The organism is Stenotrophomonas sp. SMYL89 (assembly GCF_036319985.1).
Classification (GTDB): Bacteria; Pseudomonadota; Gammaproteobacteria; order Xanthomonadales; family Xanthomonadaceae; genus Stenotrophomonas; species Stenotrophomonas maltophilia_Q.
On record NZ_JAWIRW010000007.1, the window covers coordinates 187,808 to 204,435 of the forward strand.

The 16,628-nt window shown below is 65.6% G+C and carries 17 protein-coding genes and 1 riboswitch; of the genes, 7 read left to right on the top strand and 10 right to left on the bottom strand.

The genetic code is table 11. From position 1 onward, the window contains the following. Positions 1–243: 243 nt before the first annotated feature. The 4 genes from nusB to V3B41_RS11425 all read right to left on the bottom strand — a co-directional run bounded on the left by nusB (position 244) and on the right by V3B41_RS11425 (position 3,080). The gene (gene nusB / locus V3B41_RS11410) at positions 244–723 is read right to left on the bottom strand and encodes a transcription antitermination factor NusB (protein ID WP_049429500.1); all 480 of its coding nucleotides are present in this window, start codon (positions 721–723) and stop codon (positions 244–246) included. Continuing rightward, positions 720–1,187: a 6,7-dimethyl-8-ribityllumazine synthase gene (ribH, locus tag V3B41_RS11415; protein WP_010481977.1), complete on the bottom strand. Its 468-nt coding sequence runs from the start codon at positions 1,185–1,187 to the stop codon at positions 720–722. The genes nusB and ribH overlap by 4 nt, the downstream gene beginning before the upstream one ends. Before the next feature lie 193 nt (positions 1,188–1,380). Then, positions 1,381–2,481, bottom strand: coding sequence for a 3,4-dihydroxy-2-butanone-4-phosphate synthase (ribB, locus tag V3B41_RS11420; protein ID WP_049429499.1), 1,101 nt, complete (start codon positions 2,479–2,481; stop codon positions 1,381–1,383). Beyond that, complete coding sequence (locus V3B41_RS11425) at positions 2,478–3,080, bottom strand: riboflavin synthase (RefSeq protein ID WP_049429509.1); 603 nt, start codon at positions 3,078–3,080, stop codon at positions 2,478–2,480. Before V3B41_RS11425 ends, ribB begins: the two co-directional genes overlap by 4 nt. A gap of 74 nt (positions 3,081–3,154) precedes the next feature. After that, a riboswitch (FMN riboswitch) is annotated at positions 3,155–3,300 on the bottom strand. A gap of 187 nt (positions 3,301–3,487) precedes the next feature. Between V3B41_RS11425 and V3B41_RS11430 the strand changes: the two genes are divergently transcribed. From V3B41_RS11430 to V3B41_RS11445, 4 genes are all read left to right on the top strand, one after another. Next, a complete protein-coding gene (locus tag V3B41_RS11430; protein ID WP_049429498.1) occupies positions 3,488–4,108 on the top strand; it encodes a hypothetical protein in 621 nt (206 codons plus the stop codon). A gap of 153 nt (positions 4,109–4,261) precedes the next feature. After that, complete coding sequence (locus tag V3B41_RS11435) at positions 4,262–5,146, top strand: hypothetical protein (protein ID WP_049429497.1); 885 nt, start codon at positions 4,262–4,264, stop codon at positions 5,144–5,146. Positions 5,147–5,325: 179 nt separating this feature from the next. After that, positions 5,326–6,342: a hypothetical protein gene (locus tag V3B41_RS11440; RefSeq protein ID WP_152906582.1), complete on the top strand. Its 1,017-nt coding sequence runs from the start codon at positions 5,326–5,328 to the stop codon at positions 6,340–6,342. Between the two features lie 8 nt (positions 6,343–6,350). Then, on the top strand, positions 6,351–7,259 hold the full coding sequence (locus tag V3B41_RS11445) for a hypothetical protein (RefSeq protein ID WP_049429495.1): 909 nt from the start codon (positions 6,351–6,353) through the stop codon (positions 7,257–7,259). 170 nt (positions 7,260–7,429) lie between these two features. On the opposite strand, the gene ribD is transcribed toward V3B41_RS11445, so the two are convergent. From ribD to V3B41_RS11475, 6 genes are all read right to left on the bottom strand, one after another. After that, positions 7,430–8,515: a bifunctional diaminohydroxyphosphoribosylaminopyrimidine deaminase/5-amino-6-(5-phosphoribosylamino)uracil reductase RibD gene (gene ribD / locus V3B41_RS11450; RefSeq protein ID WP_049429494.1), complete on the bottom strand. Its 1,086-nt coding sequence runs from the start codon at positions 8,513–8,515 to the stop codon at positions 7,430–7,432. Positions 8,516–8,633: 118 nt separating this feature from the next. After that, positions 8,634–9,155, bottom strand: coding sequence for a transcriptional regulator NrdR (gene nrdR / locus V3B41_RS11455; protein WP_004143350.1), 522 nt, complete (start codon positions 9,153–9,155; stop codon positions 8,634–8,636). Between the two features lie 158 nt (positions 9,156–9,313). Further along, positions 9,314–9,745, bottom strand: coding sequence for a hypothetical protein (locus V3B41_RS11460; RefSeq protein ID WP_049429493.1), 432 nt, complete (start codon positions 9,743–9,745; stop codon positions 9,314–9,316). Between the two features lie 110 nt (positions 9,746–9,855). Beyond that, a complete protein-coding gene (locus V3B41_RS11465) occupies positions 9,856–10,284 on the bottom strand; it encodes a hypothetical protein (RefSeq protein ID WP_049429492.1) in 429 nt (142 codons plus the stop codon). A gap of 189 nt (positions 10,285–10,473) precedes the next feature. Continuing rightward, positions 10,474–11,727 (bottom strand): serine hydroxymethyltransferase, encoded by a 1,254-nt coding sequence (gene glyA, locus V3B41_RS11470; RefSeq protein WP_049429491.1) that lies wholly within the window; start codon positions 11,725–11,727, stop codon positions 10,474–10,476. A gap of 187 nt (positions 11,728–11,914) precedes the next feature. Next, positions 11,915–12,403 (bottom strand): RcnB family protein, encoded by a 489-nt coding sequence (locus V3B41_RS11475; RefSeq protein ID WP_049429490.1) that lies wholly within the window; start codon positions 12,401–12,403, stop codon positions 11,915–11,917. Positions 12,404–12,656: 253 nt separating this feature from the next. Between V3B41_RS11475 and ettA the strand changes: the two genes are divergently transcribed. The 3 genes from ettA (at position 12,657) to V3B41_RS11490 (ending at position 16,627) form a co-directional block, all read left to right on the top strand. Further along, positions 12,657–14,321 carry an energy-dependent translational throttle protein EttA gene (gene ettA / locus V3B41_RS11480; protein WP_005408049.1) on the top strand — a complete coding sequence of 555 codons (1,665 nt, stop codon included), beginning with the start codon at positions 12,657–12,659 and terminating at the stop codon, positions 14,319–14,321. A gap of 235 nt (positions 14,322–14,556) precedes the next feature. Further along, the gene (locus V3B41_RS11485) at positions 14,557–15,246 is read left to right on the top strand and encodes an outer membrane beta-barrel protein (RefSeq protein ID WP_049429489.1); all 690 of its coding nucleotides are present in this window, start codon (positions 14,557–14,559) and stop codon (positions 15,244–15,246) included. Positions 15,247–15,310: 64 nt separating this feature from the next. Beyond that, positions 15,311–16,627 carry an NCS2 family permease gene (locus tag V3B41_RS11490; RefSeq protein ID WP_049429488.1) on the top strand — a complete coding sequence of 439 codons (1,317 nt, stop codon included), beginning with the start codon at positions 15,311–15,313 and terminating at the stop codon, positions 16,625–16,627. Position 16,628 lies beyond the last annotated feature (1 nt).

Below are 16,628 nucleotides of genomic sequence, written 5' to 3' on the forward strand. Positions count from 1 at the left end.
TAGTCGACTGCTCTCCCGTCCGACACCCCGACTGCTGATCGAAAGGCAGTCGACTAACAGTTGACTCTACCAAAGCAGGTTCCCGCGCCATTCGAAAATCAAAGCAGGTTCCCGCGCCGTTCGAAGTCCAAAGCAGGTTCCCGCGCCGTTCAAAGATCAAAGCAGGTTCCCGCATCGTGCAACGGTCGAGCGGGTTTTCACCCATGCCAACCAAGGTTGGCATCCACCAGAAGCAGAAACGGGTCAGTGACCCGATTCGACCTTGCGCCATTCCACGGCGGCACGATCCAGCACACCATTGACGTAGGTGTGGCCGTGTTCGGAACCGAAGCGCTTGGCCGATTCGATGGCTTCGTTGATCACCACGCGGTACGGCACGTCCAGGCGGTAACGCAGCTCATAGGCGGCCAGGCGCAGCACCGCGCGTTCGATCGCGTCCACTTCCTCGATGCCGCGGTCCAGGTACGGGGCCAGGGCTTCGTCGATGTCACGACGGTTGTCGAGCACGCCATGCACCAGCGCTTCGAAGTACGCCAGGTCGGCGATTTCACGGGCCTGCTCATGCGCGAACTGGGCGATCAGCGACTGGGCGTTGCCGCCGGAGATCTGCCAGGCATAGATGGCCTGCACGGCACGGCGGCGGGCGCGCGAGCGCAGCACCGGATCGACGCCATCGCGGCGGACGGGTTTACCGGAGGGCTTGCCCTGGGTGTTCTTGTTCATGGCAGCTGCTCCAGAAGATTGACCATTTCCAATGCGGCGAGTGCGACTTCCTCGCCCTTGTTGCCGTGGCTGCCGCCTGCGCGGGCCTCGGCGTCTTCAACGCGTTCCACCGCCAGCACGCCGTTCAGCACCGGCACGCCGAAGTCCAGCTGCACGCGCATCAGGCCTTCGGCGCAGCGGTCGGCCACGTGTTCGTAGTGGCGGGTATCGCCACGGATCACGCAGCCCAGGGTGAGGATGGCGGCGTGTTCATGGGCGGCGGCCAGGCGCGCGGCCACCAGCGGCAGTTCCCAGGCACCCGGCACGCGGATCACGTCGATGTTGGCTTCGGTGATGCCGTTGCCGGCCAGGCTCTGGCGGGCGCCAGCGACCAGCGTATCGGTGATGCGGGCGTTCCAGCGGCTGGCCAGGATGGCGAAGCGCGCTGATTCGGGAGTGCGAAGATCGCCTTCGTAGTGGCTCATATGCGGCTTGGGGGACTCGATAAGGGGGTAATTCTAGCGTGGATGGGCCCCGGCCGTGGCTCGCGGGGACCTTGAGGGAGCCTGCTGTAGAGCCGAGCCATGCTCGGCTGCCCTGTCTGGCACCGGACCGGAGAACCCCGCGCTGGGCGCATGAGCCGAGCATGGCTCGGCTCTACAAGGGTTCCCAATGGCCTCAGCAGCCCACCGTCTCCACCACTTCCAGGCCGTACCCGGCCAGGCCGATCTGGCGGCGCGGGGTGCCCAGCACGCGCAGCTTGCCCAAGCCCAGGTCGGACAGGATCTGCGCGCCGGCACCGTTGCGGCGCCACTGGCTCACGTCCTTGTCCTTGCCCGGCACTACCGGCGCCGCCTGCTGGCGCAGGCGGGCCAGCAGGGCCTCGCCATCACGCGGCGCCTGCAGCACCACCATCACGCCACTGCCTTCGGCGTCGATGGCACGCAGGGCATCGGTGGCGGCCACGCCGAAATCATCGCGACGCCAGTGCAGCAGGTCGGCCAGCGGGTTTTCCACCTGCACCCGCACCAGGGTGGGGGTGTCGGCGTCCGGGGTACCACGCACCAGGGCGAAATGCAGGTCGTGGGCGATGCGGTCGCGGTAGGTCACCAGCTTGAACGGGCCGAATTCGGTATCGATGTCGCGCTCGTCGACGCGCTCGACGGTCTTTTCGGTGGCCAGGCGGTAGGCGATCAGGTCGGCGATGGAGCCCATCTTCAGGCCGTGCTCGCGGGCGAAAACTTCCAGCTCCGGGCGGCGCGCCATGCTGCCGTCGGGGTTCAGGATCTCAACCAGCACGCCGGCCGGTTCCAGCCCGGCCAGCATGGCCAGGTCCACGCCGGCCTCGGTGTGGCCGGCGCGGGTGAGCACGCCGCCCGGCTGGGCGATCAGCGGGAAGATGTGGCCCGGCTGGTGCAGGTCGGCCGGCTTGGCGTTGGGCTTTACTGCGGTGCGGATGGTGTGCGCACGGTCATGCGCGGAAATGCCGGTGGTGACACCCTCGGCCGCCTCGATGCTGACGGTGAAGTTGGTCTGGAACTGCGCGGTATTGGCCTGCACCATCGGCGCCAGGCCCAGATCGGCCGCGCGCGTGCGGGTGAGCGGCAGGCACACCAGGCCACGGCCGTGGGTGACCATGAAATTGATGTCGCTGGCCTTCACCAGCTCGGCGGCCATGATCAGGTCGCCTTCGTTCTCGCGGTCTTCGTCATCGACGATGACCACCATGCGGCCCAGGCGGATGTCTTCCAGGATTTCGGGGATGGGTGCGAAGTTCATGCGCGGGCTCCTTCACCCAACAACCGCTCGACATACCGAGCGACCAGATCGATTTCCAGGTTCACCGCGCTGCCCACGCCGGTAGCGGAAAACGCGGTGTTGGCCACGGTGTGCGGAATGAGGGCGACTTCGAAGCCTTCATCGTCCACTTCGTTGACGGTGAGGCTGACGCCGTCCACGCAGATCGAGCCCTTCTTGGCAATGTAGCGGCGCAGCGAGGCCGGCGCGGCGAAGCGCCAGCGCTGGGCGCGCGCATCTTCGTGGATGGACAGCACCTGGCCCAGGCCATCGACGTGGCCGCTGACCAGATGGCCGCCCAGGCGGTCGGTCGGGCGCATGGCGCGCTCCAGGTTGATGACCGCGCCCTCGCCCAGCTGGCCCAGCGTGGTCAGGCCCAGGGTCTCGGTGGAGGCATCAGCCTGGAAGCCGCAGGCGTCGAATGCGATGACGGTGAGGCAGACGCCGTTGATGGCAATGCTCTCGCCCATCTGCACGTTGTCAAACGGCAGCGTCCCGACATTGAAAGTGAAGCGGACATCGCCGCCAATGGGTTCGCGAGCGGCCAGACGGCCGACGCCTTCGATGATTCCAGTAAACAAGTAACGTTCTCCGCGGAATGTGAGCGAAAAACGCCGCAAGGCAAACAGGCGCACGCAGGGCATGAGCCCTGTGGCACCGTCTTCTTTCATCCGGACTATGACCGTCGGCTCCGGCATTGGACCGGATCTGCTGACCCCCGGCCGTGGGCCGGGGCGCTCGCGGGCTCGTGCTTGCGCACCTACCGCCGGTGGGGAGTTGCACCCCGCCCTGAAGACGTTTGTGTACCGGCGAACCGGCGTAGCCAGTGTAACAGCCCGGGCTGAACGGGGTCGGATGCCACAGCTGTGACGCCCGTCGCTCGCAATTTGTAAAACTTTCATTAAAATTCTACCTCGGACGACATGATGTCGCCACGGGCAGCCGCAAGGGCAGGCCCGCCAATGGACTGAAATTCACAGGAATTCCCATGCGCAAGATCCTGATTGTGGCCGCCCTGCTGGCCGCCGCCCCGTTCACCGCGTCGGCCGACGCCCTGAGCTACACCTACGTTGAAGGTGGCTGGACGCAGGTCAAGGTTGACGACAACGCACTGGACGACCCCAAGGTCGACGGCGGCTACCTGCGTGGTTCGGTCGCGCTGGCCGAACAGGTCTACGTCTTCGGCGGCTGGTCGCGTACCAGCAAGACCCGCCATTACGGCGAAGATTCGCTGAAGCTGGAACTGAACCAGCCGGAGCTGGGCATTGGTTACCACATGCCGTGGTCCGACCGCGTGGACTTCACCGCCGATGCCGCCTGGGTGCGCCAGAACGCCGAATCGACCCTGCGCTATGACGGCGTGCGTTACCACGGCAAGGACCACACCAACCTGGGCCGCGTCACCATGGGTATCCGCGGCAAGCCGTCGCGCATGACCGAAGCCTGGGCCAAGGCCGGCTACATGGATGGCGGCAACAACTTCAAGGGCACCTGGGTCGGTACCGTCGGCGGCCAGATCAACTTCACCAAGACCTGGGGCCTGGTGGGCGAGATCTCCGGCTACCGCGACGTCACCCAGTACTCGGTGGGCGTGCGCGCCAGCTTCTGATCCAACGATCGCTCCTCGTCGTGCGATCGAACGGGCCCCGCAAGGGGCCCGTTTTTTTTGGCCGCTGCACACCGGCACGTGGCCGCGTGGCGCCATCGAAAGTGCAGGCAGATGCGCTAGTCTTGCGCGCCTCTGGAACAGGAAACCACCGTCATGAAGACGCTCACCCGTAGCTTGCTGACCAGCGCCGTGCTGTGCGCCCCGCTGTTTGCCAGTGCCGCCCCGGCCCCGCTGACGCCCGAACAGGCCTTCGACCTGTACGCGCGCACCCTGCTGGAAGACGACGCGGCCGCCACCCGCACGCTCAACGATGCGCTGAAGCCAGCCTTCGAAGGCCAGGACGCCGTGACCCCGACCCCGGGTGCCCTGGCCAAGGCCCTGGCCGAGCCGTGGCAGACCGTGCTGGCCAGCGCCGGTGACAAGACCGACGCCGCCGCCACCGAAGCGCTGTACGCCAAGGCCCTGCGCGATTCGAAGTGCCGCGCGACCAAGAGCGTGATCGAAGACAACGAATACGTTGAAGACCAGAAGCTGGCGCGCATCAGCTTCAGCTGCCAGGTGCCCGACCTGGGCAAGGTGCGCCCGCTGTTTGCTGCCAGCCTGGCCGCCGATGCCAGCCCGGCCTCGCGAAAGCAGTTCACCGATGCCTATACCCAGGCGCTGCAGAGCGGCGCGCGCGTGCCGGTCAGCGGCACCTTCACCCTGTACCCGGCCAAGGACAACGGCTATTGGTACAGCGGTAATTTCGATGACCTGGTGGGCACCGTGGCCGGCGCACTGGCCCCGTTCGAGGACTGGATGCAGGACGTGGAGGCCGCCAGCGCACCGAAGGTAACCGGCGTACCGGGCTGCGACCTGCTGCTGCAACAGCACCGCGCCTGCGTGGCGAAGATCGCGCCGGACCAGATCAGCGGCGTGGATGCGATGGCCGAGGAACTGAAGGCCAAGGCACAGGTGCAGTCGGCCGAGGAGATGACGCAGGAGTGCAAGGCACTGCGCCCGATCGCCGAGATGATGTGGACTGACGAATGCGCGTGAGGCGGTAAGCGATATCGCCAGGCCATGCCCGGCATTACGCCGCTGCCGTCAGCCTTCGGCGGCAGTGCCGGTATGGTGTGACAGAGAGTCCGGGCAACCTTCACGATGCCTGGGAGGGGCCTGCCGGCGAAGGTGGCGCGCGGACGGCCAGATATCCTCGATGCCACCAAGGCACGCGCATGCAGTCCACCGCCATCCCGACTGCGCAGGAACAAGGTCCTCTGGAGGCAGTGCGACTCGCTGAGTCGAACGGCCAAAGTCCGCGCCCCGTGAACCCGGCGCCGTGGGTCTGGAATTTCGGATTTCTTGCATGGACCCAGGGTCCACGTACAGGGATCCTCGCGTTCCATTCCACGCGACGCGGCCATGCCATGCTGAAACCGATCATCACCGGATTGCTCGGCACGTCGCTGTCGGCGACCGCCGCGCCCACGGGCGCACTCTCGCTGGAAGAGACCTTTGACGCGTACGTACGCGTAGTCACCCAGGATGACGAGCGAGCCCGAACCGCACTGAGGGAGAGCCTGCAGACAGCCAGTAAACATGCGTTCCCCGGAATCGGGGATACCGTAGACGCGCTCCATATCCATCAAGGCCCTGCGCTGGGAAGCAATGACCCCATTGCCATGGCTGTCAAAGCCAGGTGGCACTCCATCCATTGCAAAGAGGTCGAGCGCGCCGATAGCGGCTCTCCCGATCGTGTGACGATCCGCTACCACTGCGGGGTTCCAGACGTCTCCAGCTTCTTCGCGACCTATCGCGAGCATCGCGAACAATTCGTGGCCGTGGATGCAGTCGCGTCCATCCAACCCGCGAAAATGGCATTTGCCCAAGTGCTGACCCAAGCTCCCAACAGCACGTTCGACACCACGGCCGAGTTCTTCCGTGCTGGCGAAGGCGGTCCCTGGGCCAGTACCGACATGATGTTCCTCGGGCTGGCGCTGCTTCAGAAGATGCTGCCGTTCCGGGAATGGAATGAGCGCATCGAGGCAGAGTCCATCACTGCCCGTACGGGCATTCCTGCGTGTGACCTGCTGCTTGACGCACGACTGAAAGCCGCACGGATTCACGACTCCGTCGATCCCTCATCAGACGACGCGACCTTTCAGAATGTCTTGGAAGAGACGGTCAGCGGGATGGGACCCGACGAGGCTCGCGCGCACTGCCGTGCACTCCAGGAACGCCACCGACCATGAGTCCACCCATGAAAATGATGCGACTGCTCGTACTGACCTGCGCGCCACTCTCTGCCCTGGCCTCGCCCGATGCATCCACGCAGCGTGCGGATGCGCTGCCGTCGGGCGAGATCACCGCAGGTATTGACGCCAATTTCCAGCTTTATCTTTCGCTTCTGCTCGCTGCCGACCCGGTTGCCCGCCGCACCCTCGACGCGCAGTGGAAGGGTACGTTCCAGCCCCCAGGCTATCTCGATCGGCTGCAGGAAGTGCGAGCGCGCATTGGCGATGACGAGGCCGCCGAACGCTTCCTGGTGCCTGCTGGCTTTGAATCACCCGGCATCGGCGCTGCATCGCTGGACAGGCTGGGCCGCGTGACCTGTACCGCACTATCCACCCGCGCCGGCCCCACCGCCAATACAGCGACGTTGTCCTATCGCTGCTCTGTCCCCGACCTGACTCCACTGTACGCCAGGTACCGGGAGGCAACAAAGGCAGGTTCCAGGGCTGCGGCTCCCGCCGAGATGGCCGACATCTTCCGTCGCCAGGTCAGGATACTGAGGGGATCAGGATCGCGCAGCATTTCCGGGGATCTGGAGTTCTTCCGACATGGCCAGGGCGCATGGCTCAGCCGCAGTGCCAACAGCCTGGAAGCGAAGCTGCTCGACGCCTTCATTCCCTACCACGGCTGGGACCGGCGCATGCTGGAGGAGGAAGCGCCCAGGCTCACAGGATCGGTTGCATGTGACTGGCCGCTGCATCGGCTCCGCAACTGCGTGAGCCAGCAGGCACCGCATCGCATCGGTCATTTCAATGCGCTCCAGGCCGAAATACTGGATGCGGCGAAAGGCATGGATGAGCACCAGCTATTGACCTACTGCAACAACCAGGTATCGCCCCATCTTCATTTCGAATACAGCGGCCTGACATGCCCATGAAACAGGGCCCGGCAAGGTGCACGTGCGGTCAGGGCTGATGAACTACGCGTACGGCAAATGCCTGGGAGGCCATTGGAGACCTGTGAGCCTTGCAACATGCGCAGCGATCATTCGCCCCGCCAACCTTGATGCCACATCCGGCGGGTACGACGCGACATGATCGGCTTGCGTTACGGCCGCAGCAGCAGACGCATGTCCTCACCCACCTGGCGTTGATCCACCACGCGCAGCCGGTGCTGCTGGGCCATCGCCTCGATGCCGAGGCCAGCCAGCAGCGGGCGGCCGGTATCGCCCAGCAGCGTCGGCGCCTGGTAGAGCAACAACTCATCCACCCAGCCGCCGCGCAACAGTGCACCGGCCAGGGTGGCTCCAGCCTCGGTATGCACTTCGTTGATGCCACGCTCGGCCAGCAGGACCAGCACCGCACCAAGGTCCAAACTGCCACCGCTGCCCGGCACGCTGGCAAATTCGGCGTCGGCCGCATCCGGTGCGCTTACTGCTGCGTCATGCAGGTACAACGTCGGTGCCCCACCCTCGCGCACACGGCTGCATTCCAGCGAACGCAGGCGCGAATCCAGCACCACGCGCAGCGGCGGCATCACGTCGGTATCGGCCAGGCGTACGGTCAGCATCGGGTCGTCGGCCAGCACGGTGTCGGCGCCGGTCAGGATCGCGCCGGCGCGAGCACGCCAGTGCTGCACATCCTCGCGCGCGGCCGGGCCGGTAATCCACTTGGAGCTGCCGTCGGCCATCGCGGTGCGGCCATCCAGGCTGGCGGCCAGCTTCACCCGCAGCCACGGGCGGTTGCGCTCCACGCGTGAGAGGAAGCCCTTGTTGAGTTCGCGTGCCTGCGCGGACATCAACCCTTCGGCGACCTCGATGCCGGCATTGCGCAGCAGATCGAAGCCACCGCCATCAACCTTCGGGAACGGATCGCGCATCGCCGCAACCACGCGCGACACGCCGGCCTCGATCAACGCCAGCGCGCACGGCGGCGTGCGCCCGTAGTGTGCGCAGGGCTCCAGGGTGACGTAGGCGGTGGCACCGCGGGCCTCGATGCCGGCCTCGCGCAGCGCGAACACTTCGGCGTGCGGGCCACCCGCGCGTTGGTGCCAGCCCTGCCCGACCACGCGTTCGCCATGGGCGATCACGCAGCCGACCATCGGATTGGGGCGGGTGGTGTAGGCGGCACGCTCGGCCAGGCGCAGTGCGTTGGCCATGTGCAGGTGGTCGAGGACGGAGAACGAGGTGCTCATGCCACCATGGTAACGCTGACGGTGTAGATCCACGCCATCAGTGCCAACCAAGGTTGGCACCCACCAGAGCAAAGGCCATTGTGCCAACCAAGGTTGGCACCCACCAAGGCAGAAGCGGTCAGCCCTTCTTCTTCTTGGTCAGGGCAATCACGTCGCCCAGCAGCTGCAGCTGTTCGGTACTGGACGGCAGGTCACGTTCCAGCTTCTCGATCTCCTCGCGGAAATCAGCTACGTCCTCGAAGCTGCGGTACACCGACGCAAACCGCACGTAGCCCACGTGATCGAGCTTGCGCAGTTCATTCATCACGAACTCGCCAACCTTGATCGAAGGCACTTCGCGCTCGCCGCTGATACGCAGCTGGTGAACCACCGCGCGTACCGCCGCTTCGATCTTGTCTTCGGCCACCGCACGCTTCTGCAGCGCGCGGTCGAAACCCGCCCGCACCTTGCGCTGGTCGAACGCTTCGCGGGTGCCATCGCTCTTGACGATGGCCGGCAGCTTCAGTTCAACCGTTTCCATGGTGCTGAAGCGCTCGCCGCAGGCTTCGCATTCACGCCGACGGCGGATCGTCGCGCCGTCTTCAGAGACGCGCGAGTCGATGACCCGGGTATCGGCATGTTGGCAGAAGGGGCAATGCATGGAACGCCTGGCTCAGGGGGCAACCTAATTGCCACGGTCATGGCAGCGTCGCAAAGGTACCTGAGAAGGCGTTCAGCAGCAAATGCTGTCTGCGCAGAAGTGCCTGCGCAGCGCGCCCAGCGCGCGCGTGGCGGGAGGCTCAGCCCGCCTTGCCGACATCAGGGGGCAGACCGTCCCCAGCGCAGCCACGCCAGGTGCCCCGCCATCACCAGCAACGGCGGGCCAAGCCCAAAGAAGGCCAGCGTCGTTATCTCACCATGCTTGAAGGTGAAATACAGCGTGGCGGCGACCACGCCCAGCGCGGCGAAGGTCCCCAGCAGCAGCCCAATCCATGCGACAAGCGGGGATTGGCGCAGGCCATCGCGGCCGCGCCACAGGAAGAGCCCGGTCAGCCACATCCATGACAACAGACCGAGAAGCCCGGCCAACGACCACAGCGCGATCACCGCGGGCTCGTTGCCGGACAGATACTTGCCGTCCATGACGGCTATCAGGCCCAGCACCGCCACGGTGCCTCCTGCCGCCGCAGTGGGCAGGCCCACCAGCAGGCCTGCTATCCCCATCCATCGTTTGTGCTGCTGCTCATCCATAGGCTCGACTCTCCTTGCTGACGTCAAGGGCTTCGTGGCTGCTGTGGCTCCTGACGCCTCAACCATGCCTGCGAAGCGGACTGCGAGCAAGTTCCCGCGCAGACTGCCATTTACTCCACCACCTCCTTCTTTGTCAGCCATCGGAGGTGGCAGACAAGGGTCAACCACGGGGCGCCCAAGGCTATGGACACAGGCAGAAACAGCATGCCAAACGGTCCAACCACTATGTACATGGCACACCCGGCCTGCATGGCGCATATCAACCCCATCGCACTCAGCGGCTCCGAGTTTTCCCGTAGCCCGGCGGTGCCGCGCTCATGCCACGCATTGATCAGCCTGTAAATGAAAGACAGGGCAAGCAACGAGAGCAGGGCCCACAGCGCAATCATTGACAGAAATACAACACTGCCACGAAGAAGAGCTCCCCAGGTCATCAAGAATGCGAAATAAAAACTGAAAAGAACCAGGGGAACGGACAACAGCCAAAAGTGTAGAGCAAGAAGAATCGACTGCTTGGCAGGTGGATGGCGCATGGTCATGACCCTTGAGGCGATTACACGAGCCTGAGACCCCGCCGTCAGCTAAGCCATACGATTATTCTGAAAAAGTATCAATCGGATACTGGGGTCAGAGCCCTTCCCTGCGGGAAGGGATCCGACCCCTGCGTCGATCCGGGTTGCGGGGTCGGATCCCTTTCCGCATGGAAAGGGCTCTGACCCCTGCTTCGATCAGCCGTAGACCGGGTACTTGCGGCACTGCGCGCTGACGGCGTCGCGCACGCGGGCGATGACGGCTTCATCGGTCGGTGCGTCGAGCACATCGGCGATCCAGTTGGCCAGGTCCACGCAGTCCTGTTCCACGTAGCCGCGGGTGGTCACCGCCGGGGTGCCCAAGCGCAGGCCCGAGGTCACGAACGGCGAACGCGGGTCGTTCGGCACCGAGTTCTTGTTGACGGTGATGTGCGCCTTGCCCAGTGCAGCTTCCGCATCCTTGCCGGACACGTCCTTGCCGATCATGTCGACCAGCATCAGGTGGTTCTGGGTGCCACCGGAGACGATCTTGTAGCCGCGCGCGATGAGCGTGTTGGCCATCGCCTGGGCGTTCTTCACTACCTGCTGCTGGTAGGCCTTGAAGCCCGGTTCCAGTGCTTCCTTGAAGGCCACGGCCTTGCCGGCGATGACGTGCATCAGCGGACCGCCCTGGATGCCCGGGAACACGATCGACTGCAGCTTCTTGACCAGGTCTTCGTCGGCGCCCTTGGCGACGATGATGCCGCCGCGCGGGCCGCGCAGGGTCTTGTGGGTGGTCGAGGTGACCACGTGCGCGTGTTCCAGCGGGCTCGGGTAGACGCCGGCGGCGACCAGGCCGGCGACGTGCGCCATGTCCACGAACAGGTAGGCACCGACCTTGTCGGCGATGGCGCGGAAGCGCGCCCAGTCGATCACCTGCGAGTAGGCCGAGAAACCAGCCACGACCATCTTCGGCTTGTGCTCCAGGGCCAGGCGCTCGACTTCGTCGTAGTCGATCAGGCCCTGGTCGTTCACGCCGTACTGCACGGCGTTGAACAGCTTGCCCGAGGCATTCACCTTGGCACCGTGGGTGAGGTGGCCGCCGTGGGCCAGGCTCATGCCGAGGATGGTGTCACCCGGCTGCAGCAGCGCGAAGTACACGGCCTGGTTGGCCTGCGAACCGCTGTGCGGCTGCACGTTGGCGTAATCGGCGCCGAACAGCTGCTTGAGGCGGTCAATCGCCAGCTGCTCGGCGATGTCCACGTATTCGCAGCCGCCGTAGTAGCGCTTGCCCGGGTAGCCTTCAGCGTACTTGTTGGTCAGCTGGCTGCCCTGCGCTTCCATCACCGCCGGGCTGGTGTAGTTCTCGCTGGCGATCAGCTCGACGTGGTCTTCCTGGCGCTGGGTCTCAGCGGCGATGGCCTTGGCCAGTTCGGGATCGTAGGATTCGATGCGGACGTCACGCGGGAACATCGGGTACTCCAGCAGGCAGGGAAAGGGGATACGACTCAGCCCTCGATTGTAGCCCCGCACCGGCCTGCTGGGGCCGAAACAGACGGGGCCGGCATCCCCGAAGGAATCCGGCCCCGTATGGTTTCGATTGATGGTGTGGGCTCAGAGCCCTTTCCGTTGGAAAGGGATCCGACCCCGGCCGCGATCCTCAGCGCCCGCTGAGCACGTACTGGGCGATCACGCCGGTGGCGATGGCCACCAGCAGCATGTTGCCGCGGTCGTCGCGGATCCAGTGATGCCCGTACGGCGGGCGTCGCAGGTGGTAGCGCGGGTAGTCGTTCACCACGTAGACCGGGCCACGGTAGTAGTCGCGGTAGGGGGAACCGACCCGCCAGCCGTAGCCGCCATAGCGCGGCGGCGGCGGTGCCGGACGATAGACCACGCGCGGCGGCGCCGGGCGGTAGTAGCGGTCATGGTCGCGGTGCCACTCGCGGCGATCCTGGCGGTAGTCGCGCCGGGCCTCGCGGCGGTCGCGCTCCCAGTCACGGCGGTCCTGGCGCCACTCACGGCGATCCTCCCGCCACTCGCGGCGGTCATGGTCGCGACCGCGATGGTCATTGTCGGCGAAGGCCGGGGCCACGGCGCCCAGCGCCAGCACAGAGGCCACGGCGCCGGCCATTACTCGATTGATGCGCATGTCAGACCTCTGCTCGGGTGGGTGGTGAGCCCATATTGCCCACCCGATCTGAACCGTTTCCGGCTGGAAACGCTTCCCGCTGCGGGACTGTGACGGAGTATTCAGGCGATAGCCAGCCCGGCGGCGCCACCCGGGCGCGGCCCGGAACCGGTTCCGGCTATAATTGGCGGTATTCCATTTCAGTCTGTGCCCACTGCCGCAACGGGATCTTCCCGTGACGGACCGGGCGCAGGGCCGCGCCTACGGAGACCGCATGTCCTCGCAATACATCTACACCATGAACCGCGTGTCCAAGGTGGTCCCGCCCAAGCGGCAGATCATCAAGGACATCTCGCTGTCCTTCTTCCCGGGCGCGAAGATCGGCCTGCTGGGCCTGAACGGCGCCGGCAAGTCCACCGTGCTGAAGATCATGGCCGGCGTGGACACCGATTTCGAGGGCGAAGCCCGCCCGCAGCCGGGCATCAAGGTCGGCTACCTGGCGCAGGAACCGGAGCTGGACCCGACCAAGACCGTGCGTGAAGCGGTGGAGGAAGGCGTGGGCGAAGTGCTGCAGGCCCAGGCCGCGCTGGAAGCGGTGTACGCCGCCTACGCCGAGGAAGGCGCCGACTTCGACGCGCTGGCCAAGGAACAGGAGCGCCTGGAGGCGATCCTGGCCGCCGGCGATGCGCACACCCTGGAAAACCAGCTGGACGTGGCGGCCGATGCGCTGCGCCTGCCGCCGTGGGATGCCATCGTCGGCAAGCTGTCCGGTGGTGAGAAGCGCCGCGTGGCGCTGTGCCGCCTGCTGCTGCAGAAGCCGGACATGCTGCTGCTGGACGAACCGACCAACCACCTCGACGCCGAGTCGGTGGAATGGCTGGAGCAGTTCCTGGCGCGCTACACCGGCACCGTGGTGGCCGTTACCCATGACCGCTACTTCCTGGACAACGCCGCCGAGTGGATCCTGGAACTGGACCGCGGCCGCGGCATTCCGTGGAAGGGCAACTACACCGACTGGCTGACCCAGAAGGACGAGCGCCTGAAGCAGGAAGACAACCAGGAAAAGGCTCGCCAGAAGGCGATCCAGAAGGAACTGGAGTGGTCGCGCCAGAACGCCAAGGGCGGCCGCACCAAGGGCAAGGCCCGTCTGGCCCGCCTGGAAGAGCTGCAGTCGGTCGATTACCAGAAGCGCAACGAGACCAATGAAATCTTCATCCCGCCGGGCGAGCGCCTGGGCAATGCGGTGATGGAGTTCAAGAACGTCTCCAAGAAGTTCGGCGACCGCCTGCTGTTCGACAACCTGAGCTTCCTGGTGCCGGCCGGCGCCATCGTCGGCATCATCGGCCCGAACGGTGCCGGTAAGTCGACCCTGTTCAAGATGATCACCGGCCAGGAAAAGCCGGATACCGGCGAGATCGTGGTCGGCCCGACCGTGAAGCTGTCCTACGTGGACCAGAGCCGCGACGCGCTGGAAGGCAACCACAACGTCTTCCAGGAAATCGCCGGCGGCCTGGACATCCTCAACATCAACGGCATCGAGATCCAGTCGCGCGCCTACATCGGCCGCTTCAACTTCAAGGGCCAGGACCAGCAGAAGATGGTCGGTTCGCTGTCCGGTGGTGAGCGTGGCCGCCTGCACATGGCCAAGACCCTGCTGCAGGGTGGCAACGTGCTGCTGCTCGACGAACCGTCCAACGACCTGGACATCGAAACGCTGCGTGCGCTGGAAGATGCGCTGCTGGAGTTCCCGGGCAACACCTTCGTCATTTCGCATGACCGCTGGTTCCTGGATCGCATCGCGACCCACATCCTGGCGTTCGAAGGCGACTCGCACGTGGAGTTCTTCCAGGGCAACTACCGCGAGTACGAAGAAGACAAGCGCCGCCGCATGGGCGACGACGCGGCGCCGAAGCGCCTGCGCTTCAAGGCGCTGAAGTAAGCCGCACCGCAGGAAACGAAAGGCCGCGCTCGCGCGGCCTTTCGTCTTTCAGGCCTTCCTGTCGCCAGTTTTTCAAGGTGTTTTCGCCGGTCGGAATTCAACCGCTGATGAACGTCCGAGCCCAAACAGGCGTGAAACCCTGTCGCAGTCTCGCTTTGCAATTCGTTGTATGTATTCACTCGCCCACATCGGTTTTCCTACGCGCCCGCTTCATCCCCCAACGCAGGAAACCGCAATGAAAACACTGATCATCACCACGGCAGCCCTGCTGCTGTCGGGCACCGCCACGGCCGCAACCACCGACTGGGAAGGCTACTACTTCGGCGTGCAGGCGTCGCACGGCGAAGGCCACAGCAAGGACCGCAGCAACGCCAACGCATCGGAGAAGAGCATCCGCGGCTTCACCGGCGGCGTGCAGGGCGGCCGCCGCTGGCAGTTCGACAACAACATCGTGGTGGGCCTGGAAGGTTCGCTGTCCTTCGGCAACGTCGCGCGCGACTGGAAGGACCGCGAGCAGCACCAGTACAGCCCGTACCACGGCAAGGATGCAGTGACCCGCGCAGGCGCCGTTGATGTGACGCTGGGCCGCGCGATGGGCCGCTGGCTGCCCTACGTCGGTGCCGGCGTGACGGTGGCCCGGCAGGAATTCACACTGGGCTGCGACAAGTCGCTGGTGGAGGCCACCAACGGCTGCCGCGTGGCCGAATTCGAGACCCGCGCCTCGCACGTGTCCACCGGCGCCCACGCCACGGCAGGCGTGCTGTACCGCTTCAACGACCGCCTCTCGGCCGGTGCCGAGTACCGCTACACCCACCTGGGTTCCAGCCCGGTGACCCTGGAAGATCCCAACTACCCGGCTGCGGCCCGTCGCAGCTTCCATACCGACTACAGCAGCGTTACGCTGAAGTTGAACTACCACTTCTAACCGCCTGGCGACGTACCCGCAGGTCCCCAGGGGCGGCAGGGTGTGCAGGCATGAGAGATCTGCGATGTCCCTGTTCGAGCGCCTGTTCCAGCTGCAGCAGCACGGCACCACCGTGCGCACCGAACTGCTGGCCGGTGTCACCACCTTCCTGACGATGTCCTACATCGTCTTCGTGAACCCCGAGATCCTCGGCACCACCGGCATGGATGCCGGCGCGGTGTTCGTGGCCACCTGCCTGGCCGCCGCGCTGGGTTCGGCGGTAATGGCGCTGGCCGCCAACTTCCCGGTGGGCATGGCGCCGGGCATGGGCCTGAACGCGTTCTTCGCCTTCACCGTGGTCGGCGCCGCCGGCCTGCCCTGGCAGCAGGCGCTCGGTGCGGTGTTCATTTCCGGCCTGGTGTTCCTGGTGCTGTCGCTGACCGGTGTGCGCGCATGGCTGGTGTCGGGCATTCCCTCATCGCTGCGCTCGGCCATCGTGGCCGGTATCGGCCTGTTCCTGGCGATCATCGCGCTGCAGAAGTCCGGCGTGATCGTCGGCAATGAAGACACGCTGGTGGCGCTGGGTCCGTTGAACACGGCGCCGCCGCTGCTGGCGCTGGCCGGCTTCCTGCTGATCGCGGTACTGGAAGCACGGCGCATCCGTGGTGCGATCCTGATCGGCATCCTGGCCGTGACCGGCGCGGGCTGGGCGCTGGGCGACGTGCAGTACCAGGGCCTGGTTTCGCTGCCGCCGAGCCTGGCCCCGACCTTCCTGCAGCTGGACCTGCCGGGCCTGCTGCACCATGACGGCGGCGCACCGATCGCCGTGCTGCTGCAGGTGGTGCTGGTGTTCGTGCTGGTGGAAGTGTTCGATGCCACCGGCACGCTGTATGGCGTGGTCGGCCGTGCCGGCCTGCTGAAGCTGCCGGGCGCGCAGAAGCGTTTCGGCCGCGCGCTGCTGGCCGACAGCACCGCGATTGTTGCAGGCTCGCTGCTTGGCACCAGCAGCACCACCGCCTTCGCTGAAAGCGCCTCTGGCGTGCAGGTGGGCGGCCGCACCGGCCTGACCGCTTTGGTGGTGTCGGCCCTGTTCCTGGCGGCACTGCTGTTCTCGCCGCTGGCAGCGATGGTGCCCAGCTATGCCACCGCACCGGCGCTGCTGTTCGTCGCCGGCCTGATGCTGCGCGAGCTGGTGGAAGTGGACTGGAGCGACCTGACCGAATCGGTGCCGGCGGCCCTGTGTGCGCTGGCGATGCCGTTCACCTACTCGATTGCCAACGGCCTGGCGTTCGGCTTCATCGCCTATGCCGCGCTGAAGGCCGGCACCGGGCGCTGGCGCGAAGTGCATCCGGCGGTGTGGCTGGTGGCGGTGCTGTTCACCCTGCGCTACGCGCTGGAATGAC

What these genes read in the sequence shown, in the direction of transcription:
- V3B41_RS11485 (WP_049429489.1), top strand. Translation starts at nt 14,557, where the DNA reads ATGAAAACACTGATCATCACCACGGCAGCCCTGCTGCTGTCGGGCACC.
- V3B41_RS11465 (WP_049429492.1), bottom strand. Translation starts at nt 10,284, where the DNA reads ATGACCATGCGCCATCCACCTGCCAAGCAGTCGATTCTTCTTGCTCTA.
- V3B41_RS11445 (WP_049429495.1), top strand. Translation starts at nt 6,351, where the DNA reads ATGAAAATGATGCGACTGCTCGTACTGACCTGCGCGCCACTCTCTGCC.
- ribH (WP_010481977.1), bottom strand. Translation starts at nt 1,187, where the DNA reads ATGAGCCACTACGAAGGCGATCTTCGCACTCCCGAATCAGCGCGCTTC.
- ettA (WP_005408049.1), top strand. Translation starts at nt 12,657, where the DNA reads ATGTCCTCGCAATACATCTACACCATGAACCGCGTGTCCAAGGTGGTC.
- nrdR (WP_004143350.1), bottom strand. Translation starts at nt 9,155, where the DNA reads ATGCATTGCCCCTTCTGCCAACATGCCGATACCCGGGTCATCGACTCG.
- glyA (WP_049429491.1), bottom strand. Translation starts at nt 11,727, where the DNA reads ATGTTCCCGCGTGACGTCCGCATCGAATCCTACGATCCCGAACTGGCC.
- V3B41_RS11460 (WP_049429493.1), bottom strand. Translation starts at nt 9,745, where the DNA reads ATGGATGAGCAGCAGCACAAACGATGGATGGGGATAGCAGGCCTGCTG.
- V3B41_RS11435 (WP_049429497.1), top strand. Translation starts at nt 4,262, where the DNA reads ATGAAGACGCTCACCCGTAGCTTGCTGACCAGCGCCGTGCTGTGCGCC.
- ribD (WP_049429494.1), bottom strand. Translation starts at nt 8,515, where the DNA reads ATGAGCACCTCGTTCTCCGTCCTCGACCACCTGCACATGGCCAACGCA.
- V3B41_RS11490 (WP_049429488.1), top strand. Translation starts at nt 15,311, where the DNA reads ATGTCCCTGTTCGAGCGCCTGTTCCAGCTGCAGCAGCACGGCACCACC.
- V3B41_RS11440 (WP_152906582.1), top strand. Translation starts at nt 5,326, where the DNA reads ATGCAGTCCACCGCCATCCCGACTGCGCAGGAACAAGGTCCTCTGGAG.
- V3B41_RS11475 (WP_049429490.1), bottom strand. Translation starts at nt 12,403, where the DNA reads ATGCGCATCAATCGAGTAATGGCCGGCGCCGTGGCCTCTGTGCTGGCG.
- nusB (WP_049429500.1), bottom strand. Translation starts at nt 723, where the DNA reads ATGAACAAGAACACCCAGGGCAAGCCCTCCGGTAAACCCGTCCGCCGC.
- V3B41_RS11430 (WP_049429498.1), top strand. Translation starts at nt 3,488, where the DNA reads ATGCGCAAGATCCTGATTGTGGCCGCCCTGCTGGCCGCCGCCCCGTTC.
- ribB (WP_049429499.1), bottom strand. Translation starts at nt 2,481, where the DNA reads ATGAACTTCGCACCCATCCCCGAAATCCTGGAAGACATCCGCCTGGGC.